The 26,165-nt window shown below is 58.6% G+C and carries 21 protein-coding genes; 8 read left to right on the top strand and 13 right to left on the bottom strand.

Annotated elements, in window-relative coordinates:
- Positions 1 to 3: 3 nt before the first annotated feature.
- Together GWQ29_RS15605 and GWQ29_RS15600 are read right to left on the bottom strand one after the other, a co-directional pair.
- Positions 4 to 672 (bottom strand): amino acid ABC transporter permease, encoded by a 669-nt coding sequence (locus GWQ29_RS15605; RefSeq protein ID WP_265462911.1) that lies wholly within the window; start codon positions 670 to 672, stop codon positions 4 to 6.
- Positions 673 to 1,431 carry an amino acid ABC transporter substrate-binding protein gene (locus tag GWQ29_RS15600; protein WP_265462910.1) on the bottom strand — a complete coding sequence of 253 codons (759 nt, stop codon included), beginning with the start codon at positions 1,429 to 1,431 and terminating at the stop codon, positions 673 to 675.
- 311 nt (positions 1,432 to 1,742) lie between these two features.
- On the opposite strand from GWQ29_RS15600, the gene dnaA reads away from it, so the two are divergent.
- The 4 genes from dnaA (at position 1,743) to gyrB (ending at position 7,816) form a co-directional block, all read left to right on the top strand.
- Positions 1,743 to 3,113, top strand: a complete 1,371-nt coding sequence (gene dnaA, locus GWQ29_RS15595; protein ID WP_005319544.1) for a chromosomal replication initiator protein DnaA — start codon at positions 1,743 to 1,745, stop codon at positions 3,111 to 3,113.
- Positions 3,114 to 3,195: 82 nt separating this feature from the next.
- Positions 3,196 to 4,299: a DNA polymerase III subunit beta gene (dnaN, locus tag GWQ29_RS15590; RefSeq protein WP_005319542.1), complete on the top strand. Its 1,104-nt coding sequence runs from the start codon at positions 3,196 to 3,198 to the stop codon at positions 4,297 to 4,299.
- A 2-nt stretch (positions 4,300 to 4,301) separates the two neighbouring features.
- Positions 4,302 to 5,405, top strand: coding sequence for a DNA replication/repair protein RecF (recF, locus tag GWQ29_RS15585; protein ID WP_011898202.1), 1,104 nt, complete (start codon positions 4,302 to 4,304; stop codon positions 5,403 to 5,405).
- Positions 5,402 to 7,816, top strand: a complete 2,415-nt coding sequence (gene gyrB, locus GWQ29_RS15580; RefSeq protein WP_096117958.1) for a DNA topoisomerase (ATP-hydrolyzing) subunit B — start codon at positions 5,402 to 5,404, stop codon at positions 7,814 to 7,816. Before recF ends, gyrB begins: the two co-directional genes overlap by 4 nt.
- A 187-nt stretch (positions 7,817 to 8,003) precedes the next feature.
- On the opposite strand, the gene GWQ29_RS15575 is transcribed toward gyrB, so the two are convergent.
- A complete protein-coding gene (locus GWQ29_RS15575) occupies positions 8,004 to 8,381 on the bottom strand; it encodes a VOC family protein (protein WP_265462934.1) in 378 nt (125 codons plus the stop codon).
- 70 nt (positions 8,382 to 8,451) lie between these two features.
- Positions 8,452 to 9,156 (bottom strand): YafY family protein, encoded by a 705-nt coding sequence (locus GWQ29_RS15570; RefSeq protein WP_275919792.1) that lies wholly within the window; start codon positions 9,154 to 9,156, stop codon positions 8,452 to 8,454.
- 284 nt (positions 9,157 to 9,440) lie between these two features.
- Between GWQ29_RS15570 and GWQ29_RS15565 the strand changes: the two genes are divergently transcribed.
- Positions 9,441 to 9,854 carry an Hsp20 family protein gene (locus GWQ29_RS15565; protein WP_005319532.1) on the top strand — a complete coding sequence of 138 codons (414 nt, stop codon included), beginning with the start codon at positions 9,441 to 9,443 and terminating at the stop codon, positions 9,852 to 9,854.
- Positions 9,855 to 9,947: 93 nt separating this feature from the next.
- On the top strand, positions 9,948 to 10,385 hold the full coding sequence (locus GWQ29_RS15560; RefSeq protein ID WP_058395536.1) for an Hsp20 family protein: 438 nt from the start codon (positions 9,948 to 9,950) through the stop codon (positions 10,383 to 10,385).
- A 58-nt stretch (positions 10,386 to 10,443) separates the two neighbouring features.
- Here the strand turns inward: GWQ29_RS15560 and GWQ29_RS15555 are convergent, their stop codons facing one another.
- Positions 10,444 to 11,694 carry a valine--pyruvate transaminase gene (locus tag GWQ29_RS15555; RefSeq protein ID WP_275907494.1) on the bottom strand — a complete coding sequence of 417 codons (1,251 nt, stop codon included), beginning with the start codon at positions 11,692 to 11,694 and terminating at the stop codon, positions 10,444 to 10,446.
- A gap of 292 nt (positions 11,695 to 11,986) precedes the next feature.
- Here GWQ29_RS15555 and GWQ29_RS15550 point away from each other — a divergent pair, with 292 nt between their 5' ends.
- On the top strand, positions 11,987 to 12,220 hold the full coding sequence (locus tag GWQ29_RS15550) for a hypothetical protein (RefSeq protein ID WP_219598113.1): 234 nt from the start codon (positions 11,987 to 11,989) through the stop codon (positions 12,218 to 12,220).
- Here the strand turns inward: GWQ29_RS15550 and GWQ29_RS15545 are convergent.
- Positions 12,186 to 12,974, bottom strand: coding sequence for a helix-turn-helix transcriptional regulator (locus tag GWQ29_RS15545; protein WP_275919791.1), 789 nt, complete (start codon positions 12,972 to 12,974; stop codon positions 12,186 to 12,188). The genes GWQ29_RS15550 and GWQ29_RS15545 overlap by 35 nt on opposite strands.
- A 92-nt stretch (positions 12,975 to 13,066) precedes the next feature.
- Here GWQ29_RS15545 and GWQ29_RS15540 point away from each other — a divergent pair, with 92 nt between their 5' ends.
- A complete protein-coding gene (locus tag GWQ29_RS15540; protein WP_270688596.1) occupies positions 13,067 to 14,194 on the top strand; it encodes a multidrug effflux MFS transporter in 1,128 nt (375 codons plus the stop codon).
- A gap of 4 nt (positions 14,195 to 14,198) precedes the next feature.
- Here GWQ29_RS15540 and GWQ29_RS15535 read toward each other — a convergent pair whose 3' ends face one another.
- From GWQ29_RS15535 to GWQ29_RS15505, 7 genes are all read right to left on the bottom strand, one after another.
- Positions 14,199 to 14,882 (bottom strand): response regulator transcription factor, encoded by a 684-nt coding sequence (locus GWQ29_RS15535; protein WP_058395532.1) that lies wholly within the window; start codon positions 14,880 to 14,882, stop codon positions 14,199 to 14,201.
- An 86-nt stretch (positions 14,883 to 14,968) separates the two neighbouring features.
- Positions 14,969 to 17,557: a sensor histidine kinase KdpD gene (locus tag GWQ29_RS15530; protein WP_270688599.1), complete on the bottom strand. Its 2,589-nt coding sequence runs from the start codon at positions 17,555 to 17,557 to the stop codon at positions 14,969 to 14,971.
- A 126-nt stretch (positions 17,558 to 17,683) separates the two neighbouring features.
- Positions 17,684 to 18,199, bottom strand: coding sequence for a potassium-transporting ATPase subunit C (locus GWQ29_RS15525; RefSeq protein ID WP_042873546.1), 516 nt, complete (start codon positions 18,197 to 18,199; stop codon positions 17,684 to 17,686).
- Between the two features lie 170 nt (positions 18,200 to 18,369).
- On the bottom strand, positions 18,370 to 20,427 hold the full coding sequence (gene kdpB / locus GWQ29_RS15520) for a potassium-transporting ATPase subunit KdpB (protein ID WP_275919790.1): 2,058 nt from the start codon (positions 20,425 to 20,427) through the stop codon (positions 18,370 to 18,372).
- Between the two features lie 67 nt (positions 20,428 to 20,494).
- Complete coding sequence (gene kdpA / locus GWQ29_RS15515) at positions 20,495 to 22,177, bottom strand: potassium-transporting ATPase subunit KdpA (RefSeq protein ID WP_275919789.1); 1,683 nt, start codon at positions 22,175 to 22,177, stop codon at positions 20,495 to 20,497.
- Between the two features lie 515 nt (positions 22,178 to 22,692).
- On the bottom strand, positions 22,693 to 24,042 hold the full coding sequence (gorA, locus tag GWQ29_RS15510) for a glutathione-disulfide reductase (protein ID WP_275919788.1): 1,350 nt from the start codon (positions 24,040 to 24,042) through the stop codon (positions 22,693 to 22,695).
- A gap of 76 nt (positions 24,043 to 24,118) precedes the next feature.
- On the bottom strand, positions 24,119 to 26,116 hold the full coding sequence (locus tag GWQ29_RS15505) for an ATP-binding protein (protein WP_275919787.1): 1,998 nt from the start codon (positions 26,114 to 26,116) through the stop codon (positions 24,119 to 24,121).
- Between the last annotated feature and the right edge of the window lie 49 nt (positions 26,117 to 26,165).

Raw genomic sequence — 26,165 nt, 5'->3', positions numbered from 1 at the left:
CCTTTAATAGGCACGGTTCAGGCGCACTTCCAGCAGGTGCTGCAAGCGGGTGAAGATGATGACCACCACCCAGTAGACCAGGGCCACCGCCATGAAGCTCTCGAAAAACTTGAAGGAGGAGGAGGCTTCCATCTGCGCCTTGCCCATGATCTCGGCTACTCCCAGGGTAAACGCCAGCGAGGTGCTCTTGATCATGTCGATGAAGTAGTTCATCAGCGACGGGGTCGCTATGCGCGCTGCCTGCGGCAATATGATCCGCCGCATAGCCTGATAGCGGCTCATGCCGATACTGAGCGCCGCTTCCATCTGACTCTTGTGAATACCCAGGATGGCGGCACGGATCGACTCTGCCATGTAGGCGGCGAAGTGCAGTGTCAGGCCGACGATGGCGGCGGTAAAGGCATCCATTCCCACGAAGACGGGGAACAGTTGCGGCAGTCCGTAGTAGAGCAGGAACAGCTGGACGAGCAGCGGCGTACCTCGAAAGAACGAGATATAGAGCATCGCCAGCCAGTGGATCACGGGGATGCGAAACACCCGTACTATCGCCAGGGTCAGCGACAGTACGAGTGCCAAGAAGAATCCCCACAGGGCCATTTCCATCGTGGTGCCCAAGTATTTGAGCAGGATGGGGAACAGCCCTAGGGTGTACTCGAGGTCAAATTCCATCATTTATTTGTCGGTGATGTCAGCTGCGAACCATTTCTCGGAGATTTGACGCAGGGCACCATCTTTGCGCATGGCGGTCAGGGCGTCGTCGACCTTCTTCAGCAGAGCCTGCTTTTCAGGCGTCTTCAGGAAGGGCAGGGCGTTCTCAATAGTCTCGAACGGTGCGCCAGCCTGTTGCAGCGGCAGCTTGGACTCCTTGATCAGCTGGGCGGTGGAAACGCGGTCCATCACGAAAGCATCGATGCGACCCAGGGCGACATCCTGCTCGAAGCTGGAGTCATAGGTGCGGATATCGATCTTCTTGTTCGGGTCGTTCTTGCGCAGCAGTTCTTCGAAGTTGGAACCCAGGTTAACGGCGACCGTCTTGCCTTCCAGATCCTTGATGCCGTGGATGCTGCTGTTGCCCTTGCGGACCACTATCTGGGCGCCGTCATAGACGTAGGGCTGGGAGAAGGCGTACTTGGCCTTGCGCTCGTCGGTGATGGTGATCTGGTTGGAGATGGTATCGACGCGGCCGGTTTCCAGCATGCCGAACAGGCCGGAGAAGCTGGCGGTCACGAACTCGACCTTGTAGCCGGTGCGCTCACCGATCTGGTTCCACATATCCACCTCGAAGCCCTGCAGCTTGTCCTGCTTGACGAAGGTGAACGGGAAATATTTGCCGGACATGCCGACCTTGATGGTTTCCTGGGCGATGGCTTGACCGGACAGGGCGGCCAGCAGAATGGCGGCACCGGAGACCAGCTTGATGGATGATGTCATGGGGATTCCTCTCTCTGTTGTTCTGTATTTTTAGTTGTAATGACTGGATTTGCGTTGATGTTATTGGAATAAAACCCAAAGAATAAATGATATTTGGTTATATAAAATAACCGGTTAAGGTCAGGATCCCCGGGGTCGTCCGGGTGGGATCAGGCTGTGGGTAACTTTGGGGATGAAATCAGATTCATCGGTGCTGGATCCTTGAAAGTCAAGGATCTTATTTGCCGGATCCACGAGGTGGCGGCTAGAGATCCAGCCGCTAAAAACGTAGAATAGCCGGTCTTTAGTTAATCAATTGACGGGAGTTTAGAGTGACTGCTTCGCTATGGCAGCAGTGCCTTAACCGGCTGCAAGATGAGTTGCCCTCGGCAGAATTCAGCATGTGGATCCGGCCGCTTCAAGCGGAGTTGAGTGACAATACTCTGACCCTGTATGCACCGAATCGCTTTGTTCTGGACTGGGTACGAGACAAGTATCTCATCCGGGTTAATGGCATCATCAATGAACTCTGTGGGGTCGATGGCCCCACCCTGCGTTTTGATATAGGTAATCGTCCCCATCCCGTTGCGATCGCAAGAGCGCCGGCGCGGGGTGCTGCGCCTGTGAATAACTTGCAGAAGAGCTGGGAAAGCAAGGCTGACGCCAAGCCTGAGCCGAACCACAAGAGCAACACCAACGTGAACTATACCTTTGAGAACTTCGTCGAGGGTAAGTCCAACCAGTTGGCCCGTGCGGCTGCCCGTCAGGTAGCCGACAACCCGGGTGGCGCTTACAATCCTCTGTTCCTATATGGCGGCACCGGTCTGGGCAAAACCCACCTGCTGCATGCCGTTGGCAACGCCATCAAGGAGCGCAAGAAGGACGCCAAAGTCATCTACATGCACTCCGAGCGGTTTGTGCAGGATATGGTGAAGGCGCTGCAGAATAACGCCATTGAAGAGTTCAAGCGTTATTACCGTAGCGTCGATGCCCTGCTCATCGATGACATCCAGTTCTTCGCCAACAAGGAGCGCTCCCAGGAGGAGTTCTTCCATACCTTCAATGCGTTGCTTGAAGGTAACCAGCAGATCATCCTGACCTCGGATCGCTATCCGAAGGAGATCAATGGTGTCGAGGATCGTCTCAAGTCCCGCTTCGGCTGGGGCCTGACGGTAGCGATCGAGCCGCCGGAGCTGGAGACCCGCGTCGCCATCCTGATGCGCAAGGCTGATGAGAACCAGATCCACCTGCCGGACGAAGTGGCCTTCTTCATCGCCAAGCGTCTGCGATCCAACGTTCGTGAACTGGAAGGCGCCCTCAACCGGGTGATTGCCAACGCCAACTTCACCGGCCGTGCCATCAACATCGATTTCGTGCGCGAAGCGCTGCGCGACCTCTTGGCATTGCAGGAGAAGCTGGTCACCATCGACAACATCCAGAAGACGGTGGCTGAGTATTACAAGATCAAGCTGGCGGATCTGCTGTCCAAGCGCCGCTCACGCTCCGTTGCCCGTCCGCGTCAGCTGGCGATGGCACTGGCCAAGGAGCTGACCAACCACAGTTTGCCGGAGATAGGTGATGCCTTTGGTGGCCGTGACCACACTACCGTTCTTCATGCCTGCCGCAAGATAGAGCAGCTGAAGGAGGAGAGTCACGACATCAAGGAGGACTATTCCAACCTGATCCGAACCCTCTCTTCCTGATATGACGGTGAGTGGACAGATGCAGCGCGAATATTCCAACCTGATCCGAAACCTTTCGTCCTGATAACAACGGAGAGCACAGATGCAGCTCGAAATTAGCCGTGAGGCCCTGTTACGTCCTCTGCAACTGGTGTCCGGTGCCCTGGGTGGCCGGCCGACCCTGCCGATCCTCGGCAATGTCCTGCTTGATGTCAGCCAGGGTCTGCTGTCGCTGACCGGGACTGACCTGGAAGTCGAGATGATAGGTCAGGTCTATCTCAATAATGAGAGCCAGGATGGCCGCACCACTGTGCCGGCGCGCAAGCTGCTGGATATCTGCCGTGGCCTGCCGGAAGGCGCAGACATTCGCCTCAACACCGAAGGCGAGCGTCTGATCATCCGTTCCGGTCGTTCCCGTTTCAACCTGTCGACCCTGCCTGCCAGTGAATATCCGAATATCGAGGATTGGGAATCCGTGCTCGAATTCGACATTGGCCAGCTGGAGTTGAAGAAGCTGATCGATGCGACCCAGTTCTCCATGGCGAGCCAGGACGTGCGTTACTACCTGAACGGTATGCTGTTCGAGAGCGAGGGCCACGGTCTGCGTACCGTGGCGACCGATGGCCACCGTTTGGCCACCTGCCGTCGCGAGGTAGTGGAAGAATCGCTGCCCGATCATCAGGTTATCCTGCCCCGTAAAGGTGTGCTTGAGCTGGTGCGCTTGTTGGAAGCGGAAGACAAGCCGGTAAGGCTGCAGATTGGTCGCAGCAACCTGCGCGCCGCGCTGGACGGCTTCATCTTCACCTCCAAGCTGGTGGATGGCCGCTTCCCTGATTGGCGTCGGGTTATTCCGCGCAACAGCGACAAGGCCCTGATCGCCGGTCGTGAGGATCTGCGTCAGGCATTTGCCCGCGCCGCCATCCTCTCCAACGAGAAATTCCGTGGGGTGCGTCTCAATCTGCAGGAAAACCTGCTGCGCATTACCGCCAACAACCCGGAACAGGAAGAAGCCGAAGAGCTGCTTGACGTACAATACGAAGCCAGCGAGATGGAGATCGGCTTTAACGTCTCTTATGTGCTGGACGTGCTGAATACGTTAAAATGTGACCAAATTCGGATTAGCCTGAGCGATTCCATCAGCAGTGCCATTATTGAGGATTTTGATCATCAGGATGCTCAGTACGTGGTGATGCCGATGCGGATCTAGTCGTGTCCCTGGTCAAACTCCAGCTCAGCGACTTTCGCAATATCCAGCAGGCCAGTCTCAAGCTGTCCCCCGGTCTCAATATCCTGGTCGGGTGCAATGGCAGCGGCAAGACCAGCGTACTGGAAGCCATTCACTATCTTGGTCTCGGTCGCTCCTTTCGTACTCACCTGACCGGGCGGGTTATCCGCCAGGGGGAGCGGGCCTTTACCCTGTTTGCCCAGTGTGAACTGGAGGGGCGTCAGGTGCCCATCGGGCTCGCCAAGGACAAGAGTGGCGAGACCCAGCTCAAGATCGCCGGGGCTCAGGCCCAGCGACTGGCCGATCTGGCCGAGCTGTTGCCGGTGCAGTTGATCCATCCCGATGGCTTCAACCTGCTGACGGGGGGGCCCCAGGCTCGCCGGGCCTGGCTGGATTGGGGCGTTTTCCATCAGGAACCGACCTTTTTCTCCCTGTGGGGACGAGTGCGGCGTCTGTTGAAACAGCGCAATGCGCTGTTGCGCCAGAGCACCCAGTATCGCCAGCTGGCGTTCTGGGATCAGGAGCTGGTGCGGCTTGGGGGTGAACTGGCCGAGTTTCGCGCCAGTTATTGTCAGGCCATTACGCCCCTGATCAAGGAGATGACGGCAGATTTTCTGCCCGAATTCGACATCAGTCTCGGTTTCTATCGGGGCTGGGAGAAAGATACCCCCCTCGGCGACTTGCTGGAGGCGGGGTTTGAGCGGGATCGTACGCTGGGTTACACAGGGGTAGGCCCACAGAAGGCCGATGTGCGACTCAAGGCGAACGGTGTGCCTGCTCAGGATATTTTGTCCAGGGGTCAGCTGAAGTTGTTGGTCTGTGCCATGCGACTGGCCCAAGGGCTCTATTTGAATCAACATAGCAGCCGTGGCTGTATTTTTTTAATTGACGATTTTGCCTCTGAACTGGATGTCGACAAGCGCCGTTTGCTGGCCACAAGGCTGAAGCAGTGCGGTTCTCAGGTGTTTATCACCGCCATCGACACCGGTCAGCTCGCAGACATGATGGATGCGAATGACTGCAAGTTGTTCCACGTGGAACAAGGCAAGATCTCCGAAACGTTAGAGAAGGCAGAGAGTAAGCTATGAGTGAAAATACTTACGACTCCTCGAATATCAAAGTACTGAAGGGCCTGGATGCGGTCCGGAAGCGCCCGGGGATGTACATCGGCGATACGGATGATGGCTCAGGTCTGCACCACATGGTGTTTGAGGTCGTCGATAACTCCATTGACGAGGCTCTTGCTGGCTACTGCTCCGATATTCTGGTCAAGATCCATTCCGACGGTTCCGTATCCGTGCGTGACAATGGCCGGGGTATCCCGGTAGACATGCACGAGGAGGAGGGCCGCTCCGCCGCAGAAGTCATCATGACTGTGCTGCACGCCGGCGGTAAATTCGATGACAACTCCTACAAGGTATCAGGCGGCCTGCACGGCGTGGGCGTCTCAGTTGTTAACGCCCTCTCTGACAAGCTGTTGCTGACCATACGTCGCAACGGCCATGTCTATGAGCAGACCTATCACCTGGGCGAGCCTGTGGCGCCGCTCAAGCAGATTGGCGACAGCAGCAGCGGCACGGGTACCGAAGTGCGCTTCTGGCCGAGCCCGACCATCTTCACCGATACCCTGTATCACTATGAGATCCTGGCCAAGCGTCTGCGTGAGCTCTCCTTCCTCAACTCCGGTGTCTCCATCCGTCTGCAGGACGAGCGTGATGGCCGCGAGGTGCATTTCTGCTATGAGGGCGGTATCAAGGCGTTCGTTGAATACCTGAACCAGAACAAGACCCCGATCCACCCCAAGGTGTTCCACTTCTCCACAGAGCAGGACGGCATCGGTGTCGAAGTCGCCATGCAGTGGAACGATGCCTATCAGGAAGGGGTTTACTGCTTCACCAACAACATCCCGCAGCGGGATGGCGGTACTCACCTGGTGGGTTTCCGTACTGCGCTGACCCGTACCCTCAATACCTATATGGACAAAGAGGATTACAGCAAGAAGGCCAAGTCGGCCGCTAGCGGCGACGACGTGCGTGAAGGTCTGATTGCGGTCATCTCGGTCAAGGTACCGGATCCCAAGTTCTCCTCCCAGACCAAGGACAAACTGGTCTCTTCCGAAGTGAAGACCGCCGTTGAACAGGCGATGGGTGAGAAGCTCGGCGAGTTCCTGCTGGAAAACCCGGGCGATGCCAAGATTGTGGTCAACAAGATCATCGATGCGGCCCGTGCCCGTGAAGCGGCCCGCAAGGCCCGCGAGCTGACTCGCCGCAAGGGTGCGCTGGATATCGCCGGTCTGCCCGGCAAGCTGGCCGACTGCCAGGAGAAAGACCCGGCCCTCTCCGAACTCTACATAGTGGAAGGGGACTCTGCTGGCGGTTCCGCCAAGCAGGGTCGCAACCGCAAGAACCAGGCCATACTGCCGCTCAAGGGCAAGATCCTGAACGTGGAGAAGGCCCGTTTCGACAAGATGATCTCCTCGCAAGAGGTGGGCACCCTGATCACAGCCCTGGGCTGTGGTATCGGTCGTGACGAGTACAACCCGGACAAGCTGCGTTACCACAACATCATCATCATGACGGATGCGGACGTCGATGGTGCTCACATCCGTACCCTGCTGCTGACCTTCTTCTATCGTCAGATGCCGGAAATCATCGAGCGTGGCTACATCTACATAGCCCAGCCGCCGTTGTACAAGGTCAAGAAGGGCAAGCAGGAGCAGTATCTGAAAGACGAAGATGCGCTGCTGCAGTACCAGACTGCCATGGCGCTGGATGGTGCTACCCTGCATGTCAACGAGTCGGCGCCGGCTATCGGCGGCGAGGCATTGGAGCGTCTGGTCAACCAGCACCGCGCCGTGTCTCACCTGATCACCCGCATGTCCCGTCGGGCACCGGATGCCGTGCTGACCCAGCTGATCTATCAGCCTGAGTTGAACGAAACCCTGCTGGCCAGCGAAAGCGATCTGCTGGCCTGGTGCCAGGGGATGGAAGCCGTGCTCAACGAGAGCAACCACGGTATTCAGTACCAGATCCAGGTGCGTCGTGACGAAGAACGCAGCCTGTTCGTGCCGCACGCCGTCGTGCGTCAGCACGGGGTCGACCGTGAATATGCGATCAGCTACGACTTCCTGCAGTCCTCCGAGTACCGTCAACTGGTCTCGCTGGGCAAGGAGATTGCGAACCTGATCGAGGACGGTGGTTTCATCAAGCGTGGCGAGAAGGTCAAGCCGATCGCCAACTTCGTGGAAGCGGTCGACTGGCTGATGGGCGAAGGAAAGCGTGGCATCTACATCCAGCGCTATAAAGGGCTGGGTGAGATGAACCCGGATCAGCTGTGGGAAACCACCATGGATCCGGAAGCCCGTCGCATGCTGCGCGTCACCATCGACGATGCCGTCGGTGCCGACCAGCTCTTCTCCACCCTGATGGGTGATGCCGTTGAGCCCCGTCGTGACTTTATCGAGACCAACGCCCTGCGCGTTGCCAACCTCGACGTCTAATCGATGCAGTCAGACAGCTAAAAGCCGCTCCTTGTGAGCGGCTTTTTTACATCTGCAGTCAGGGGATCGCACTATCCGTTCCCCATCAGGATGGCGACCCGCCCTGGATTATCTCGGATCGTCATGGATGTTCCACGTGAAACACAGTGCTGACCATTGCCAACCAAACACTTGTGATTGTTTATCATCAGCCCAGCTCGGGCGCCGGGCAGTAGAGACGCAGGCGATGGCCATCCGGATCGAGCGCCATGCCGGTGTAGCCAAACTCCATCTTGGTTGGCTGCTGGAGTATGGTCAGGCCGCGAGCCCGCCACTCGGCCAAGCCCATATCGACACTGGCTTCATCAGGCAGAGGGAAGGCCAGCTCCATGGCGCCTGCACTCTGGGTAACGGCGGGTTCTACTGTGGCACTGGACCAGAGCGCCAGCCTGGCGCCTGACTCGAACACGAACATGGCAAAGGTGGGAGACTCTTCGACTGGCGGATGGCCAAACAGCTCGCGATAGAAGAGGGCGCTGCGAGCCGGATTCGCGACATAGAGAATGGTGAACTGTGGGACTAACAACATGGTAATGCTCCTTGACTCGGTGGAGGGCGCATCTACGCCGACCCCGTCAGCATGGCGCTACCTGCTGTCAGTTTCTGTCAGCAATGAATTTTGGTTGCGGGATCTGCTGGGTAGCACGCCACTCTTTCAGCAGGCTCTCTCTGCTCTTGGGATAGCGCTTATCTTCCTGCTGCATCCGGGTGATGCGATCTACCCGAAAGTGACGAAAGCCTTGCCGCAGTTCGCACCAGGCGACCAGTACCCGCACCTGCTCGAAGTAGCCGAGAGCAAATGGCCAGACGGTGCGCTCAGATAGCTCCTCTTTCAGATCGCGATAGCTCAGGGTCACCTTGCGCTGCTGGCGGATGGCGCTGCGCAGCGGTGCTTCATCGACAGGGCTGTCGCTGCGGGAGGTGCCGATCAGCAGGGCATTGGCCTGGAGCTGTTGGCGGTATTCGGCGGGCAGCACGGCCTCTATCTTGGCCAGTGCACTGCTGGCAGATGCACTCAAGGCTTCATCACAGTGTGCGACGACCCAGCGTGAACCCAGCACCAGGGCTTCCAGCTCTTCCTCGCTGAACATCAGCGGGGGCAGCATGAAGCCAGGGCGCAGCACATAGCCGATACCGGGCTCACCTTCGATATGGGCGCCTTGAGCCTGCAGGGTGGCGATATCCCGATAGAGGGTGCGCAGACTGATGCCAAGCTGGCTGGCCAGCTCTGTGCCTGTGATGGCGTAACGGTGACCGCGCAACAGCTGGAGCAGGGCCAGCAGGCGTTCGGAACGGGACATGGCATGGCTCCTTGGGATCTGCGGTTAGGTTAGGGTGCCATGTTTGGGCGAGCCGGGACAAGGTGGGGGATTATGCTCACCTCTTTTATTATCACTAGAAGATGCCAAGGGAAAGCTAAGAGCCACATCTGATGTTTCAGAAAATTTTTCATTTTTCGCCCTTGAAAGCAAAAAGCTGGCCCCTATATAGGTAACAAGGCCGGAACGCTCGACAGAGGTTTCGACCAGGAGCCCGTCCGACAGGAGGGCAAATAATCCGTTATCGCTCACAAGAGGGTAATACTATGCGTTCTATCGATTTTTCCCCGCTCTATCGTTCTGCCATCGGTTTCGATCGTCTGGCCAATCTCATCGAATCTGCGGCCAGCAATGGCAATGCCGGTTATCCCCCCTACAACATCGAGCAGCTGAGTGACAACGACTACCGTATCAGCATGGCAGTGGCTGGCTTTACCCAGGAAGAGCTGGAGCTGAGCTTCCAGGAAAATCTGCTGACGGTGAAGGGCAGCAAGCAGGCAGAGTCCGATCGCAACTACCTGTATCAGGGCATAGCCGAGCGAGGCTTCGAGCGTCGTTTCCAACTGGCCGACTATGTGCGAGTGAAAGGGGCTGATCTGAAAAATGGCCTGCTGCACATCGAGCTGATGCGAGAAGTACCCGAGGCGATGAAGCCACGCAAGATTGAGATCAACGGCTAACGCCTGATTTGAATCCATTTTTACCAAGCTTCCCGGGTGCCGATGACGGGCCTGTGGAAATGAAAACCTGTTGCTTATTAGAAGGATAGGATTATGCGTAACCTCGATTTTTCTCATCTCTATTCCAATGCCGTCGGCTTTGAGCGGATGGCCCGTGAGCTGGAGGGCCTGTTTGAACAGAAAGCAGCAGCCTATCCCCCTTACAACATCGAAAAGCGGGAGCACGACAGCTACCGCATCACGCTAGCGGTGGCAGGTTTTGAGCGCGAAGAGCTGGAGCTGGAAACCGAAAACGGCACCCTCAAGGTGAAGGGGCGCAAAGCAGCTGCCGGTGAGCGTCAGTTCCTCCATCAGGGTATCGCAGAGCGTGACTTCGAGCTCGCCTTCAAGCTGAGTCAGCACGTTGAGGTGCAGGGCGCCAAACTGGAACATGGCCTCTTGACCATAGATCTGGCTCGCGAGCTGCCCGAGGCGCTCAAGCCTCGTGCCATCGAGATCGGCAAACCCGATCAGCTGGCGCTGCCCAACTAAGTGACAAGAGATGAAAAAGGCCTGCGATTGCAGGCCTTTTTGTTTTTGGCAGGCTTGATCAGCGAGCGTAGAGAGTATTGATTTCGTCCGCAAGGATGGCAATGCCACGGCGCACCAGCTCCTCGCTCTGGGAGTAGTTGAGGCGGATGCACTCCTGGCTGTGGCGCCACTCTGGGTCATCAATGCCGGGGAAGAAGTAGTGACCAGGCACGATCAGCAGATTCTTGGCCTTCAACCGTTCATACAGCTCCTGGCTGTGGATCGGCAAGCCTTCGAACCAGAGCCAGAGGAAGAGGGCGCCTTCCGGCTTGTGGATATGGAAGCGCGGGTCCGGGATGGCGTCTCGCAGCAGTTGCACGGCGAAGTCGGCCTTCTGCTTGTAGAAGGGTTTGACCACTTGTTCGCTCAGGGCAATGATCTCGCCGCTCTCGATCATGGGGATTGTGATGGCGGGCCCCAGGCTGCCCGGCGCCAGGTTGATGATGCCGCTCAGGTTGGTGATGGCCTGGATGATCTTCTCATCGGCGATGACGATGCCACAGCGGGTGCCTGGCAGTCCCAGCTTGGAGAGGCTCATGCAGAGGATGGTGTTGGCGTTCCAGAACGGCTTGGCCTCGCTGAAGATGATGCCGGGAAAGGGCACACCGTAGGCATTGTCGATCAGCAGTGGAATGCCCTTGTCGCGGGCGATCTGATCGAGGTGTTCAATCTCTTCGTCGGTCAGCACGTTGCCAGTTGGATTGGTCGGCCGAGAGACGCAGATCACGCCGATATCGTCACCCACCTGCAGACTTTCGAAATCCACATGGTATTTGAATTGGCCATCGGGCAGTTTCTCTATGGTGGGTTTGTACGCCACGAAATAGTCATCGGCCAGTGCCGAGTCGGCATAGCCAATGTATTCGGGCGCCAGGGGGAAGAGCACCTTCTTCTTGCGGCCATCTGCGAACTCACCGGCCAGCAGGTTGAACAGGTAGAAGAAGGCATTCTGGCTGCCGTTGGTCAGGGCGATATTGCGGGACGTGATATTCCAGCCGAGCTCCTTGCTGAGCAGGGTGGCCAGTGCCTTGGTGAACCTGTCTTTGCCTTGGGGGCCGTCGTAGTTGGCCATGGCTTTGACCAGTTCGCCATTGTCGAGCAGGTTTCTGGCTTCGGTTTGAAAGCGCTCCAGCATGGAGGGGATCGGAGCCGGATTGCCGCCACCCAGCATGATGGCGTCCGGATTGGTCAGCCCCTGATTAAGGTCATCCATGAGTTGGGTAATGCCGGCGTGGCGAGTGAACTTCTCGCCGAACAAGGAAAATTCCATTCGGTGACGGATCCAGAGTCAGTTACGGGGATGTAGCACCATAGCTCAGTTTAAAAGCGGGTGTCGATCAAAATAACGGGACGTTCCACGTGGAACATGACTCAATAATCGAGCATGGTAAAAAATACCACTAATGGGTTTAAAAATGACCACACATGATGTTTTGTGCGACGTACCTTGGTGTCATAAGAAGATAAATTTAAACAAATTCATACTCTTATGTATTTTTTGAGGGTTGGCACGACTATTGGAATAGCTATCTGGTCATCTCAACCATACCGGAGCAAGCCAGATGAAAACCCTGATCGCCACCCTGATAATGAGCACCCTCAGCCTGAATGTCATGGCAACTGAAAACCCCAGACCCGAACTGGATACCGCCAAACTGGGACAGGAGATGCTGGCCCAGCAGCAGGAAGCATCCCGGGCTGTGGTGCTGGATGCCCTCAGCAACTTGAAGCCACTGGTGCTGGATACCCTGGTGGTGGAAGCTAGCTCGGCCGATGCGACTCACCCCGAGAGTTGAGATGACGCAGGGGAGTTTGCCCCGTATGCTGCTTGAAGAAGCTGATGAAGGCGCTGTCGCTGGAGAACTCCAGCGAAGCCGCTACCCGACTGATGGGCACAGCCTCGGCCAGCAGCTCCATGGCGCGCAGCAGACGCCACTGTTGGCGCCAGGCTTGATAGCTCATGCCTGTGTCTCGCATGAAGATACGACCTATGGTCTTGTCACTGGCACCCACCCGTTCGGCCAGCCGGTTGAGCCGATCGGGCAGGATGTCCCCCCGTTTTACCTCCTGCAACCAGGCCGTCAGGCGAGGGTCTGCCGGTAGCGGCAGTTGCCAGGATTCCCGCGGCGCTTGCGCCAGCTCCTCTATGAACAAGGCCAGCGTCCGGCTCTGCTCCACTTCCGGTTTCTCCCATGGCCAGAGTGCCATTCGTTCTATGATCTCCCGCAGTAGCGGGTTGGCAGCGATCACCTGCACACTGGTTGGCAGCTCTGGTTGTGGCATGAAGTAGAGGGATCGGTAGGCCACCACGCCGCGCATCAAGACCCTGTGGGGCGTACCCGCCGGCAGCCAGGCTGCCCGACTGGGTGGCAGCAGACAGACCTGGTTCGCCAGCTCTATGCTCATGCAGCCCGCCTGGGCGAACAATAGCTGATGGCGTTGATGCTGATGCAGGCCTGAGTCGTGCCAACCCAGTGCAGAGGCTATGCCGATCACGCTGCCAGTCAGGCGGTCGGGATCAAAAGGGTGATCGGGAAGAATAAAGGCCATATGTCTGATTATTGATGTTTATAGTCTTGCTTATTGTAATCAGACATTTCGTATCTCTCTAGACTGGCAACCTCTCGTCAAGGAGGTTTGTCATGAACAACAAGTTGCCACCGCTCTGGCTGGTGGTCGGATTGATGATGTTTCCCCAGATAGTGGAGACCATCTACAGCCCTGTGCTGACGCATATTGCCAGTCAGTTCAGGGTGAGTGACGGGCAGGCGTCCCAGACACTGTCGGTCTATTTTCTGGCGTTTGCGGTAGGGGTTGTCTGTTGGGGTCGCCTCTGCGATCTGATCGGGCGGCGTCCGGCCATGCTGGCCGGTCTGCTGACCTACGGGGCTGGCAGTCTGCTGGCATTGCTGGCCAACCAGTTTGAAACCCTGCTGCTGGCCCGGATCATCTCGGCCTTTGGCGCCGCCGTGGGATCTGTCGTGACCCAGACCATGCTGCGTGACAGTTATCAGGGCAGCGATCTGGCCCGTGTCTTCTCCGTGATGGGGGTGGCTCTGTCCATCAGCCCTGTGTTGGGGCTGGTGAGCGGCGGTCTGTTGGCCGAGCAGTTAGGCTATCTCGGTGTCTTCAGCGGCTTGCTGGTGCTGGCCCTGGGATTGACGGTGATCGCCAGCTGGCGTCTGCCTGAAACCCGTCCTGCCATCACTACCAGGGTGGCTCTCTGGCCACTGGCGTGCCGGATGGCAAGGGATGGAGGGCTCTGGCGCAGCGCCCTGCTGGTCGCTCTGTTCAATACCATGCTGTTTGGCTACTACAGCCTGGCACCGTTTCTGTTTGCCGGATTGGGATTGAATGCCAGCGAGTTCGGCTATTCCGGCCTGGTGTTGGCGATAGGGACTCTGATCGGCAGCCTGCTGAACAAGCGCTTGTTGGGCAAGGGCTGGCAGTCGATGTCGCTCATCCGGTTGGCCACGTCGCTGGCGCTGGGGGCGGGGGTTGCTGTGTGGGTGAGTCAGGATTCGCTCTGGTTCCTGTTGCCCATGATGGGGGTGGTCGTGGCCTTTGGTATCGCCATTCCCAATGTGCTCAGTCAGGCCTTGCGGACTTATCGGGAGGTGGCAGGCAGTGCGGGTGCTCTGTTCGGGCTGGCCTACTACCTGTTGCTCAGTCTGGGGTTGGCACTGGCGGCCGGTTTGCAGGATCTGGGCATGCTGCTCTTTGGCTGTGGCCTCTTGGCCGTACTGTGCAGCGGACGGCGTTCCACGTGAAACATCAGCTGCCGATAAAGCGGTAGCCGATGCCGGATTCGGTTTCAATCAGGCTGGGTTGTTGGGGATTATCCCCCAGCTTCTTGCGCAGGCTGGCGATGACGATACGCAAGTAGTGGGTATCTTCCTTGTGGCTTGGCCCCCAGATGTCGTTGAGCAGCTGGGTCTGCATCACCAGCTTGCCCGGGTGGCACACCAGCGCCTGCAGCAGGGCAAACTCCTTGCGAGACAAGGGAATTTCCTCATCATGCAGGCTCACCTTGTGGCTGCTGGCGTCTAGGGTCAGGCCACATTGCGGGAAGTGGCGGCGTTCGCCGCTGCTGACTCCGGCCCGTTGGCGCAGTAATACCCGGATGCGGGCCATCATCTCCCCAATGCCGAACGGCTTGCTCATATAGTCGTTGGCGCCGGCATCCAGCAGTCGCACCTTCTCCTGTTCCGAATCCCGCGCTGACAGTACCAGCACCGGATTCTGGTGATGCTCGCGAATGGCTTGCAGTATCTGAATGCCATCCCCATCCGGCAGGCCGAGATCCAGGATCACCAGATCGGGATTGAGATGGCGATACAGCTCCAGCCCTTCATTGACCCCTACCGCCTCGCTGACCTGATGCCCTTCGGCAATCAGGCTGATACGCAGAAAGCGGCGAATCGCCGCTTCATCATCTATGACCAATATGTGAGCCATCTAGTCTCCTGAGGCGAACATTGGGGGAGGGCTGAGGCGAGGGAAAATAGCACTCTCTGCCATCGCTGTGAGCCATATGCGGACCATTATACCTCAGGTGCGTTGAGGGCAAGCGGCAGCGAGATGCGCATGCAGGTGCCGTTGCCATTGGGACCGGAGAATGCCCAGATACGGCCGCCATGGGCCTCTATCATAGCGCGAGAAATGGCGAGGCCAAGCCCGGTGCCTCGACTGCCGCAATCGCCGACAGGCTGGGTGTAGAACAGATTGAAGATCTTGTCCCGGTCCGACTCGGCGATGCCGACCCCGATATCTATGATGTCGAGGATGAGGTCTGGATCCGCCAGCATCACCTTGAACTCTATGGGGGTGCCGGCCGGTGAGTAGCGGGAGGCATTGTCGAGGATATTGACCAGCACCTGCTCGATAAGGGCGCCGTGCACATAAAGCTGGGGGATCTGCTGATCGAAGTGCACCAGCAGCTTGTGCTGACGCCAGGAAGACTCCAGCCGCTTGCGGGCACTCTCCACCAGATCGGCCAGGTCGACCCAGTCGCGTTTCAGCTGGAAGTCGGGTGAACCGATGCGGGTCATGTCCAGCAGGTTCTGCACATAGCTGTGCAGGCGGCGCGCCTCGTCCTGCACCGAATGGAGCAGTTCGCTGCGATCCTCCGGGCTGATCCTGTCACCGTACTCCAGCAGGGTGCTGCCAGCCCCCATTATGGTGGCGAGCGGGGTTTTCAGGTCGTGAGAGACAGACGAGAGCAGGGCGGCGCGCATCCGATCCGTCTCTGCCTGCAACTGGCTGTCGGCCAACCGTTCGTTGAGATCGATCCGGGCCAGGGCCGCTCGGATGTCGGTGAGCAGGGCTTGCAGCTGGTGCTCGGCAGAAGAGGAGAGCGGATTGGTCAGCAGGATGCCCAGCACCAGCTCATCGGTGAGATGGTGATATTGCGCGTCGGCGGCATTGAGCGTCGCCGTGTGGGCTCCGGCACTCTGTTTCTGGGCCAGACACCAGTCGATGGCGGCTTTGTCGGTCTGGCCTGGCTCAATTTTTTCCGAACCAGCCCTGTGTTGATAATGCTGGTCGAGGGCAAAGACGGGTTGAGCCAGGGCCAGGGAGATGGCCTGGGTGCCTTGCCTGAGTACCTCTTCCGGACTGCTGGCGGTGGCCAGCCCCTGGCTCAGCGACAGCAGGGCGTTGCCGAGCTGCTGGGTTTCGCGCAAGCCCACCAGTTGCTGCCGCTGGCGGGAGGCGAGCCGTCCTGCCGTCATACCGACGATAAGCAGTACCAGCAAGGTGAGCAGGTCACTGTGTCTTGCCACGCTCAGTGAAAAATAAGGGGCGGTAAAGAGCAGGTTATGGCCGACAAACCCCAGCACGGCCGCCAGAATGGCGGGCACCAAGCTGGTGGTGAGTGCCGTCGCCAGCACCCCCAATACGAACAGCAGCGGCAGGGAGGCAGGGGGCAGCCAGTGAGAGAGTCCCCAGGCGGCAGCCGATGTCAGCCCCATTATGGTCACTGCCAGCAGACTCTGGCGAATGTCCTTGGGGTGAAGCGGCTGCAATCCTATGCCGGGTTTGCGCTTCTCGGTATCCACCAGCGTGATTTCGAGCCCTTGTGCCTGTTTGAGCAGGTGTTGCACCAGGGAGCGGCGCCAGGGGGCCTTGTGGGGTTTGCCGAGCAGTAGTTGTGAGACCTGTTGCTGCTCGGCCGTTTCCAGCAGGGTACTGGCTACCGCCGGGCTGGAGAGGGTCAACACCTTGGCCCCTAGGTGGGAGGCCAGCGCCAGTGCCTGCTCCAGCTCGGCGGAGCGTTGTCCCTTGCTGTCGATATGGACCACCAGCCAGGGCAGCTGGCGGCGCTGGGCGAAACGGTGGCCGTAACGCACCAGTGCAGAGCCGTGCTGATCGCCGAGGCAAACCATCAGCTTGCCTCGCAACGGCAGCGTTGTCTTGCCCGCAGCTTGCCACTGCAGTTGCAGATCCCCCTCCACGTGGCTGGCGGCGGTTTGCATCGCCAGCTCGCGCAAGGCGGTCAGGTTGTTGAGAGAAAAGAAGGACTGCAGGGCGGCCTTGGCCTGATGGGGCACATAGACCTTGCCCTCCTTGAGCCGGCCGAGCAACTCCTTGGGGGGCAGGTCGATCAGCACTATGCTGTCGGCCTCCAGCAGCACCTGATCGGGCAGGGTCTCCTTGACCCTGACACCGGTCAGTTGCCACACCAGATCGTTGAGGCTCTCGAGGTGTTGCACGTTGAGGGTGGAGTAGACGTCGATGCCGGCACCGAGCAGCTCCTCCACATCCTGCCAGCGTTTTTCGTGGCGGCTGCCGGGGGCGTTGCTATGGGCCAGCTCATCCACCACCACTATGGCTGGTTTGCGTGCAAGCAGCGCATCCAGATCCATCTCCTCCAGACGTTGCTGGCGGTGGAGATGGAGTTTGCGTGGCTGGATGGCAAGTTTGTCGAGCAGGGCCAGAGTCTCCTGACGGCCGTGGGTTTCCACCACGCCGATCAGGATATCGACCCCCTCTCTTGCCTGCTCACGCACTGCCTGCAGCATGGCGTAGGTCTTGCCTACGCCGGGTGCGGCACCGAGGAATACCTTCAGCTTGCCCTTGTGTTCTTGCTCCAGGCTCGCCAGCAAGGCGTCGGCCCTTGCCTCATCACGCATCCCGGTGCTCCCGCTCCAGACCTGCCGCCTTTACCTCATCACGCATTATTGTCCTTATCGAGCAACCGCTGGCTCAGTTCGAAAATGTGGGTCATCGCCAGCCGTATGTGCCGGACTTTGCCGCCATCAGGCATCCTTGCCCTGATCGAGCAACAGATTCAGCTGAAGGATATTGACCACTTGCGGGCCAAGGATACCAGCTTGTGTCGCCGACTTGACCTGCTCCGTCAGCAAGGCGGGATCCAGCCCTCGCTGCTTGGCCACTCTGTTCACCTGAGCCAGCACGGCATCCACCGGCAAATGGGGGTCGAGGCCCGAGCCGGAGCGGGTCAGCATGGCGGGAGACTGGACATCACCCTGTGCCTTGGCGAACTCGCTACGCAATGGTGAGCTGACGCCCAGGTTGCTGGCGCCGCTGCCAATGGTGGCGAAGTCACTGGCGGAAGGACGGGAATGAAAGTACTCAGCCCGCTCGAATTTCTGCGCCAGCAGGGCGCTACCGACAAATTCTTGCTTCTTGTTGGTCAACTGGCTGCCATTGGCCTGCCAGGGAAACAGCAACTGGGCCACACCTGTCACTGCCAGGGGATAGCCGACGCCCAGCAACAGGGTCAGGGTCAGTAGGGTTCTGATTGCGATCATGATTTTCTTGCTCCAAACAGGTTGATGGGATGCAAGCCTGGCTTGCACCCCGCTATGTCGTTACACCAGACCCAGGCCTGTGATGACCAGGTCGATCAGCTTGATGCCGATTAATCGGGTGCACCAGCAGGCCATGGACGCCATGGATTCAGCGCGTTGCGCCCTTGTTCCTACACCAAGCCCAGGCCGGTAATGACCAGATCGATCAACTTGATGCCGATAAAGGGCACCAGCAGACCCCCGACACCGTAGATCATCAGGTTACGGCGCAGCAGGCTGGCAGCCGTTCCCTTCAGACTGACACCGCGCAGGGCCAGCGGTACCAGCGCCACTATGATCAAGGCGTTGAAGATGATGGCCGACAAGATGGCGCTTTCGGGGCTACCCAGCTGCATCAGGTTCAGCGCACCCAGTTGCGGATAGGCAGCGATGAACAGAGCCGGTAGTATGGCAAAGTACTTGGCCACGTCGTTGGCGATGGAGAAGGTTGTCAATGCTCCCCGGGTCACCAGCAACTGCTTGCCGACCAGTACCACGTCCAGCAGCTTGGTGGGGTTGGAGTCGAGATCCACCAGGTTGCCCGCCTCCTTGGCGGCCTGGGTACCCTCGTTCATGGCCAGACCCACGTCAGCCTGTGCCAGCGCGGGCGCATCGTTGGCACCGTCACCGCACATGGCCACCAGACGCCCGTCCGCCTGCTCCTGGCGAATATAAGCCAGCTTCTTCTCCGGCGTTGCTTCTGCGATAAAGTCATCCACCCCGGCTTCGGCAGCGATGGCGGCAGCGGTCAGCGGGTTGTCACCTGTGATCATCACTGTGCGGATCCCCATGTGACGCAGGATCTGGAAGCGGGCCTTGATGCCGGGTTTGATGATGTCCTTGAGGAACACGACCCCCAGCAGCTTCTCGTGGGTGCAGACCAGCAGCGGCGTGCCGCCCTGACGAGCTATGTGATCCACCGACTTGAGGATTACCTCTGGCACTGCCTTGCGGTCGAGAGAGAGGTAGTTGAGCACCGCATCCACAGCCCCCTTGCGATATTGGTGACCGTTGCGATCCAGACCGCTCAGGCGGGTCTCGGCACTGAAGGGGATCACCTTGTCGCTCTCCAGCTGGCTCGGTTTGGCCATGCTCTTGCCCGCCAGAGTCAGGATGGACTTGCCCTCCGGCGTATTGTCGCCAAGGGAGGCCAGCATGGCCGCCTGGGCAAGCAGGGAGGGATCCACCCCAGGTGCCGGGATCAGCTCGTCTGCCATGCGGTTACCGAAGGTGATGGTGCCTGTCTTGTCCAGCAACAGGGTGCGCACGTCACCGGCGGCCTCCACGGCACGGCCTGATTTGGCTATCACGTTCAGCTTCACCAGCCGGTCCATACCGGCGATCCCGATGGCGGAGAGCAGACCGCCTATGGTGGTCGGTATCAGAGTGATGAAGAGGGCGATCAGATAGAGCCTGGGTACCTGAGTGCCGTTGTAGTTGAGGAACCAGGGCAGGGTCGCCACCACCAGCAGGAAGATCAGGGTCAGACCCACCAGCAGGGCGTCGAGCGCCATCTCGTTCGGGGTCTTCTGGCGCTTTGCTCCTTCGACCAGGGCTATCATCCGATCCAGCGTACTTTCACCCGGATTGTTGCTGACGCGTACCCAGATCTCGTCGGAGACCACTGTGGTGTTGCCAGTCACGCCACTGCGGTCGGTGCCGGATTCGCGGATGACGGGGGCAGATTCCCCCGTGATGGCGGCTTCGTTGACCGAGGCAATACCGGCGACCACTTCACCATCGGCCGGGATCATCTCGCCGCTGCGTACCAGCACCAGATCGCCTTTCAGCAGGCTGGTGGCAGGCACCCATTCGCCCTGACCATCTTTGGCATCGGTCACCCGACGAGCCTTGAGCTGGCTCATGCCCGCCTTCAGACTGTCGGCTCTCGCCTTGCCACGACCTTCGGCCAGGGTCTCGGCAAAGTTGGCAAACCAGAGGGTCAGCCACAGCCAGGCGGTCAGTTGCCAGGCCAGACTGGGGGCGACCCCAGACAAGGGCTGCCCCAGCAGGGACTCCACGGTTGCCATGACGGCAGCCAGCCAGAGCGTGAACAGAATAGGGCTGCCAAACAGTGTCATGGGATTGAAGCGGTAAAGCGCTTCGGCCATGGCCTGTACGATTTGCGAGCGTTGCTTTTTACCCTTCACCTTGTCGGCGTGGGATGTGATGGATATGGACTTGCTCATTGAAAAGCTCCCAGTATCAAATAGTTGACCATTGGCATCTGTGATGTGATCGCGCTGGCGTCGTTCATCAGAACGCTCCCTGCATCAGGCTCAGATACTCGGCTACCGGGCCCAGTGCCAGTACCGGCAGGAAGGAGAGTCCACCTATCAGCAACACTGTGATAATCAGCAAGGTAATGAACAGAGGGCCGCGGATCGGGAAGTCACTCTCACCCGTCTCCTGGCGCGGGGCGCGGGCGAGCTGACCTGCGATGGCCAGCACAGGGATGATGTAACCGAAGCGCCCGAGCAGCATGGCCAGGCCGATGGCGATGCATTGCCAGCTATCGGCGGCTGCGAGACCAGCAAAGGCGGAGCCGTTGTTACCCGCGGCCGAGGCATAGGCATAGATCAGCCGTGACAGCCCGTGGGGGCCTTCATGACCTATGATGGTGCTGGCATCCGGCATCAGCAGCGTCACCCCGCCGATCACCAATACCCCGACTGGCATCACCAGCATGCTGGCGACAACCCATTTCATCTCAGTGATACCGAGGCGCTTGCCCAGATAGGTCGGGGTGCGCCCCACCATCAGGCCGCAGAGGAACACGGTCAGCAGAACGAACAGCATCATGCCGTAGATACCGGCACCCACACCGCCAAAGACCACTTCACCGAGCAACATGTTGAACATGCCGACCATGCCGCCGAGGGGGGTGAAGCTGTCATGCATGGCGTTGACCGACCCGTTGGAGGCGGCTGTGGTGGCGACTTCCCAAATGCTGGAGAGCACAGGGCCGAACCGGCTCTCCTTGCCTTCCCAGTTGCCCATCTGAGTTGTGAGTTGAGTCAGGTTCGGGTCCGGCTTCATCTCCTGAGTAACAGAGAGACTGAGCCCCAGCACGAACAGCAACGCCATGGCGGTGAGGATGGCGCGGCCGTGGCCCGTGTCCTTCACGTAACGGCCCAGAGTGCAGACCAGCGCGGCGGGAAGGGTCAGCAGGGCGACCATCTCCAGCCAGTTGGAAAGGGCGGTCGGGTTCTCGAACGGGTGAGCCGAGTTGACACCGAAGAAGCCACCACCGTTGGAACCTAGCTGCTTGATGGCAATTTGCGAGGCAGCGGGGCCCAGTGGCAGCAGTTGCTCCTGACCTTCCAGACTGTGGAACGGCAGGTAGGCAGACAGGCTCTGGGGCACACCCTGCCACACCAGCAGCAGTGCCATGATCAGCGCCATCGGCAACAGTACATAGAGGCAGAAGCGCACGAGATCCTGCCAGAAGTTGCCAAGGTGTATGGTCTGCTGGCGGGAGATGCCGCGAAACAGGGCGACGGCGACGGTCGCACCGGTACCGGCGGAGACGAAGTTCTGGGTGGTAAGCCCCACCATCTGGCTGAAGTAGGAGAGGCTGGCCTCACCGGAATAGGCTTGCCAGTTGGTGTTGGTCATGAAGCTGACCGCTGTGTTGAAGGCCAGTTCCCAGTTCAGCCCTGGCAATTGCTGCGGGTTGAGGGGAAGCAGGCCTTGTGCCATCAGGATCAGGAACAGCAGACCGAAACCGGCACCGTTGAAGGCCAGCAGGCTGAGGGCGTAGGACTTCCAATCCTGCTCCCGTCCGTCCGTGCCGCAGCAGGCCAGGGTGGCGCGCTCGATCGGCGACAGCCAGCGGCTCTTGCCTTCAAACACCCGATATATATAGCTGCCAAGCAGGGGTGCTGGCAGCAGGACCAGCAGCACAAAGGCTACCGGATAGATCACTTCTTGCCACATATCAGAGCCCTCACTCGTGGCTGCGCGTTAACGCGCGCAACAGATAACCCATAAGGGCGAGGACCAGCAGCAGATATAGCCAATTCATATCGACTCCATTGAAATAATTAGCTGCAAGAGTCGATGTAAGACAGCATCGACTCCGTTGGTGTAGTTGACGCTGAAAGGGTATGTAAAACAGGCGTAAAGGCGCCATAAAGCGGCATGGGGCGGGCGTAAAATCGGCGTAAAAAGCGAGGGTTTTACTGGGCTACGGAAGGAAGGACATGAAAAAAACCGGCCTGGGCCGGGTTGCTAGGAAGAGGGCGAGAGGCTTAACGCATCGTCACGAACTCTTCCGCGCTGGTGGGATGGGGATAGCAACGCAGTTATTGAAGCCAGCCTGATGGTGTGATGAGGCTGGCTTCACGCACATTTAGCGCATGGTCACGAACTCTTCCGCGCTGGTGGGATGGGGATAGCAACGCAGTTATGAAGCCAGCCTGATGGTGTGATGAGGCTGGCTTCACGTACATTTAGCGCATGGTCACGAACTCTTCCGCGCTGGTCGGGTGGATGGCGACGCAGTTGTCGAAGTCCGCCTTGGTGGCCCCCATTTTCATGGCGACGCCGAAGCCTTGCAGGATCTCGTCCATGGCAAAGCCGATGCCGTGCAGACCGACCACTTTTTCTTCCGGCCCGACACAGATCAGCTTCATACGAGTGGGTTGGCGATGCTGTGTCAGTGCCGAATACATGGCGGTGAACTGGCTGCGGTACACCTTCACCTGACTCTCGCCATACTCGGCGATGGCCTCCGGCTCGGTCAGGCCTATGGTGCCAATGGGAGGGTGGCTGAACACCACTGTCGGCACCAGATTGTAGTCAAGGTGTTCATTGGGCTTGTTGTTGAACAACCGCTCGGAGAGGCGGCGACCTGCGGCGACGGCCACCGGGGTCAGCTGGATGCGACCCGTGTTGTCACCCACCGCATAGACGTTGGCGACGGCGGTGTTCTGGAACTTGTCGGTCGGGATAAAACCCTTGTCGTCCAGTTCGATGCCGGCTGCTGTCAGGTTGAGATTGTCGGTGGCTGGCGTGCGGCCAATGGCCCAGATCAGGCAGTCGACCGTGAGGTGGCGACCATCTTCCAGCTGCAGTGTCAGACTGTCATCAGCGTTCTTGATTACCGCTTTGGGAGTGGCATGGATGTGCAGTTTGGGCCCTTCTTGCGCCATGATCTCCACCAGGGTCTCGTGGATCATGGGATCGAAGTTGCGCAGCGGCGCGTGTTTGCGAACCACCAGATGGGTTTCACTGCCGAGGGCCTGCATCACGCCAGCAATTTCGACCGCGATATAGCCAGCACCGACCACGGCAACCCGCTTGGGCTGCGCCTGCAGATCGAAGAAACCATCAGAGTCGATCCCCAGTTCGGCGCCGGGAATAGTGGGTACTTCAGGGCGGCCACCGGTGGCGATCAGTATGTGATCGGCAGTGAATTGTTCACCATTGACCTCGATCGTGTTGCTATTGACGAAGCGGGCGAAGCCTTTGACGACGGTGATCTGGTTTTTGCCCAGCACATTCTGGTAGGACTGATGGATGCGGCCTATGTAGGCCTGGCGGGACTCGACCAGCTTGGCCCAGCTGAATTGATTGAGTGTGGTATCGAAGCCGTAATCGGCGCCATATTTCAGGGCATCGGCGATCTGGCCTGCATACCACATGGCTTTCTTCGGTACACAACCGACGTTGACGCAGGTTCCCCCCAACTCTTTGGCTTCAATCAGGGCAACTTTTTTGCCGTACATGGCAGCCCGGTTCGCCGAGGCGATACCGCCACTGCCGCCGCCGATGGCGATATAGTCAAAATGCTGTGCCATTGCGAGATTCTCCGCTCATTAAGAAGGCAATCACAGCATGATGGGGATAAAGCGGCTGGCTCACAAGAGCCAGCACTCAGTTATGTTGGATTGGCAGGCGAATATGGAACTGGGCGCCATTGCCCGGCTCGCTGGCACAGCTGATGCGGCCTTTCAGCAACTGCACCACCAGGTTGTAGATGATGTGGGTGCCGAGCCCGCTGCCGCCCTGGCCTCGCTTGGAGGTGACAAAGGGGTCGAAGATGCGCGGCAATATCTCCGGCGGTATGCCGCAGCCGTTGTCGCTGTAGTTGATCAGCAGCTCTTCACCCTCTTGTTCCACCTTGATGGTGATCTTCTTGGGCTTGTCCCAGTTGTCGAAGCCGTGATTGATGGAGTTGAGGATCAGGTTTGAGTAGATCTGGGTGAAGCTGCCGGGGAAGGAGAAGATCGACAGCTTGGGATCGCACTGGATATCCACCTCGCACTGGGCCTTCTTCAGCTTGTGACCGAGGGAGACCACCACCTGATGCAGGTTGTCGGCGAGGCTGAAGTTGTAGCGTGCCTCGGACGACTGATCCACCGCCACCTGCTTGAAGCTGGCGATGAGCTCAGATGCGCGGCGCAGGTTGCCCTGCAGCAGCTGCATGGACTCGTCGAGGTTGACGGTGAACTCGTTGAGATAGGAGCGCGACAGCTGCTTGGATTCGATGTGCTGCTTGAAGTCGGCCACCCGCTCCTGCAGGTAGGAGGAGGCGGTCACGCTGATGCCGATGGGGGTGTTGATCTCGTGGGCGACCCCAGCAACAAGGGAACCGAGTGAGGCCATCTTTTCCGATTCCACCAGGGTTTGCTGGGCCTGTTTCAGATCGTCGTATGCCCTGCCCAGTTGATTGTTGGCATCGCTCAGGCTGCGGGTCCGTTCTTCCACCTTGCCTTCCAGCAGCTCGTTGAGCTGAATGATCTCCCGCTCAACCTTCTTCAGGCGGGTGATGTCATAACCGAATCCGATCAGATACTTGAGGTTGGGCCCTTCGTAGAAGGGGGCGAAGGTCCACTGCAGTACCAGCTCATGGCCCTGCTGGTCATGCATGATGACCTCTTTATCCTCGATGGCGCCGTGATCGGCCAGGGCCAGGGTCAGGTCTTCCCGCTGCTCCTGGCTGACAAACAGATCCAGCCAGTTGTGCTGCAATATTTCCTGCTGGTGGTAGCCGGTCAGCAGTATGGCCGCCGGGTTGATGCTGGCGATGTTGAGATCCGGCTCCATGCAGCAGATGACCATATTGGCAGAGTTGATCAGGGTGGCGGAGAAGTCCCGCTCCTGTTGCAGCTGTTCTGCCGCCTGATGACGCGCCGCAAACTCATCGTTCAGCCGTGTTCGCATCTGGTTGAGGGTGGCGACCAGGGTATCCAGTTCATCGGGTTTCTTGCGGGGCAGAGGGCGGCCTTCCAGCGTCAGTTCGACAGCCAGCCTGTCCAGATTGAATTTTTGGGCGTAGTTGGCGATGCGGTTGAGATGGCGAACCACCAGATAGTAAATGATGATCAGGATGCAGAATGAGACCACCAGCGTTTTGATGGTCTGACTGACCAGGATCAGCACGGACTTTTCGATAAGGCGCTGATAGATCTGCTCGAGGGAGGCTGCGACGAAGAGCTTGCCAACCACTTCACCCTGATAGGTGAGGTTGAATTCACGGGAGATGTCGTAGCTTTCCCGTTCGACCCCCTGAGTCAACAGCGGGACTTCCGAGTTGCCGAGCATCTCCTTGACCATCACGAATTGCATGTTGGGCAGGTTCATGATGCCTTCGATCTGCACCTTGACCTGCTCTTCATCCAGATTCCACAAACTGGCGGCGATGGGCTGCAGGAAGGAAGCTTCGATCTGGCCGATGCTGCTTTCAATGACAGCGACATCTTTACGGTAATCCCAGGCAAGCTGAAGCGCCGTAATGATCATCGCCAATACGGTACTGCACACCAGAATATAGGAGAGCAGTCGGTATGAGAGTCCGTTGCGGCCGACGGCCTGCGCGGTCTTGGAGAAGAGTCCTGACATGGCGTCCTTGCGGTCTGGATATATTGCCATTTAGTTTAACTGCTTCATGCACTTATGTCGTGTTTCGTTAGCGTGATAA

Source organism: Aeromonas sp. 2HA2 (genome assembly GCF_029237345.1).
GTDB classification, from domain to species: Bacteria; Pseudomonadota; Gammaproteobacteria; order Enterobacterales; family Aeromonadaceae; genus Aeromonas; species Aeromonas salmonicida.
Note: the sequence above shows the minus strand (reverse complement) of the source record. Positions and strands in the feature narration are given on the sequence as shown.

Bases quoted from the DNA above. Each gene is read 5' to 3' on its own strand.
- GWQ29_RS15525 (WP_042873546.1), bottom strand. From the start codon at position 18,199: ATGATCGCAATCAGAACCCTACTGACCCTGACCCTGTTGCTGGGCGTC.
- GWQ29_RS15560 (WP_058395536.1), top strand. From the start codon at position 9,948: ATGCGTAACCTCGATTTTTCTCATCTCTATTCCAATGCCGTCGGCTTT.
- kdpA (WP_275919789.1), bottom strand. From the start codon at position 22,177: ATGTGGCAAGAAGTGATCTATCCGGTAGCCTTTGTGCTGCTGGTCCTG.
- GWQ29_RS15505 (WP_275919787.1), bottom strand. From the start codon at position 26,116: ATGGCAATATATCCAGACCGCAAGGACGCCATGTCAGGACTCTTCTCC.
- GWQ29_RS15550 (WP_219598113.1), top strand. From the start codon at position 11,987: ATGAAAACCCTGATCGCCACCCTGATAATGAGCACCCTCAGCCTGAAT.
- GWQ29_RS15535 (WP_058395532.1), bottom strand. From the start codon at position 14,882: ATGGCTCACATATTGGTCATAGATGATGAAGCGGCGATTCGCCGCTTT.
- GWQ29_RS15600 (WP_265462910.1), bottom strand. From the start codon at position 1,431: ATGACATCATCCATCAAGCTGGTCTCCGGTGCCGCCATTCTGCTGGCC.
- GWQ29_RS15530 (WP_270688599.1), bottom strand. From the start codon at position 17,557: ATGCGTGATGAGGCAAGGGCCGACGCCTTGCTGGCGAGCCTGGAGCAA.
- gorA (WP_275919788.1), bottom strand. From the start codon at position 24,042: ATGGCACAGCATTTTGACTATATCGCCATCGGCGGCGGCAGTGGCGGT.
- dnaN (WP_005319542.1), top strand. From the start codon at position 3,196: ATGCAGCTCGAAATTAGCCGTGAGGCCCTGTTACGTCCTCTGCAACTG.
- GWQ29_RS15545 (WP_275919791.1), bottom strand. From the start codon at position 12,974: ATGGCCTTTATTCTTCCCGATCACCCTTTTGATCCCGACCGCCTGACT.
- GWQ29_RS15565 (WP_005319532.1), top strand. From the start codon at position 9,441: ATGCGTTCTATCGATTTTTCCCCGCTCTATCGTTCTGCCATCGGTTTC.
- GWQ29_RS15570 (WP_275919792.1), bottom strand. From the start codon at position 9,156: ATGTCCCGTTCCGAACGCCTGCTGGCCCTGCTCCAGCTGTTGCGCGGT.
- GWQ29_RS15605 (WP_265462911.1), bottom strand. From the start codon at position 672: ATGATGGAATTTGACCTCGAGTACACCCTAGGGCTGTTCCCCATCCTG.
- kdpB (WP_275919790.1), bottom strand. From the start codon at position 20,427: ATGAGCAAGTCCATATCCATCACATCCCACGCCGACAAGGTGAAGGGT.
- GWQ29_RS15555 (WP_275907494.1), bottom strand. From the start codon at position 11,694: ATGGAATTTTCCTTGTTCGGCGAGAAGTTCACTCGCCACGCCGGCATT.
- gyrB (WP_096117958.1), top strand. From the start codon at position 5,402: ATGAGTGAAAATACTTACGACTCCTCGAATATCAAAGTACTGAAGGGC.
- GWQ29_RS15540 (WP_270688596.1), top strand. From the start codon at position 13,067: ATGAACAACAAGTTGCCACCGCTCTGGCTGGTGGTCGGATTGATGATG.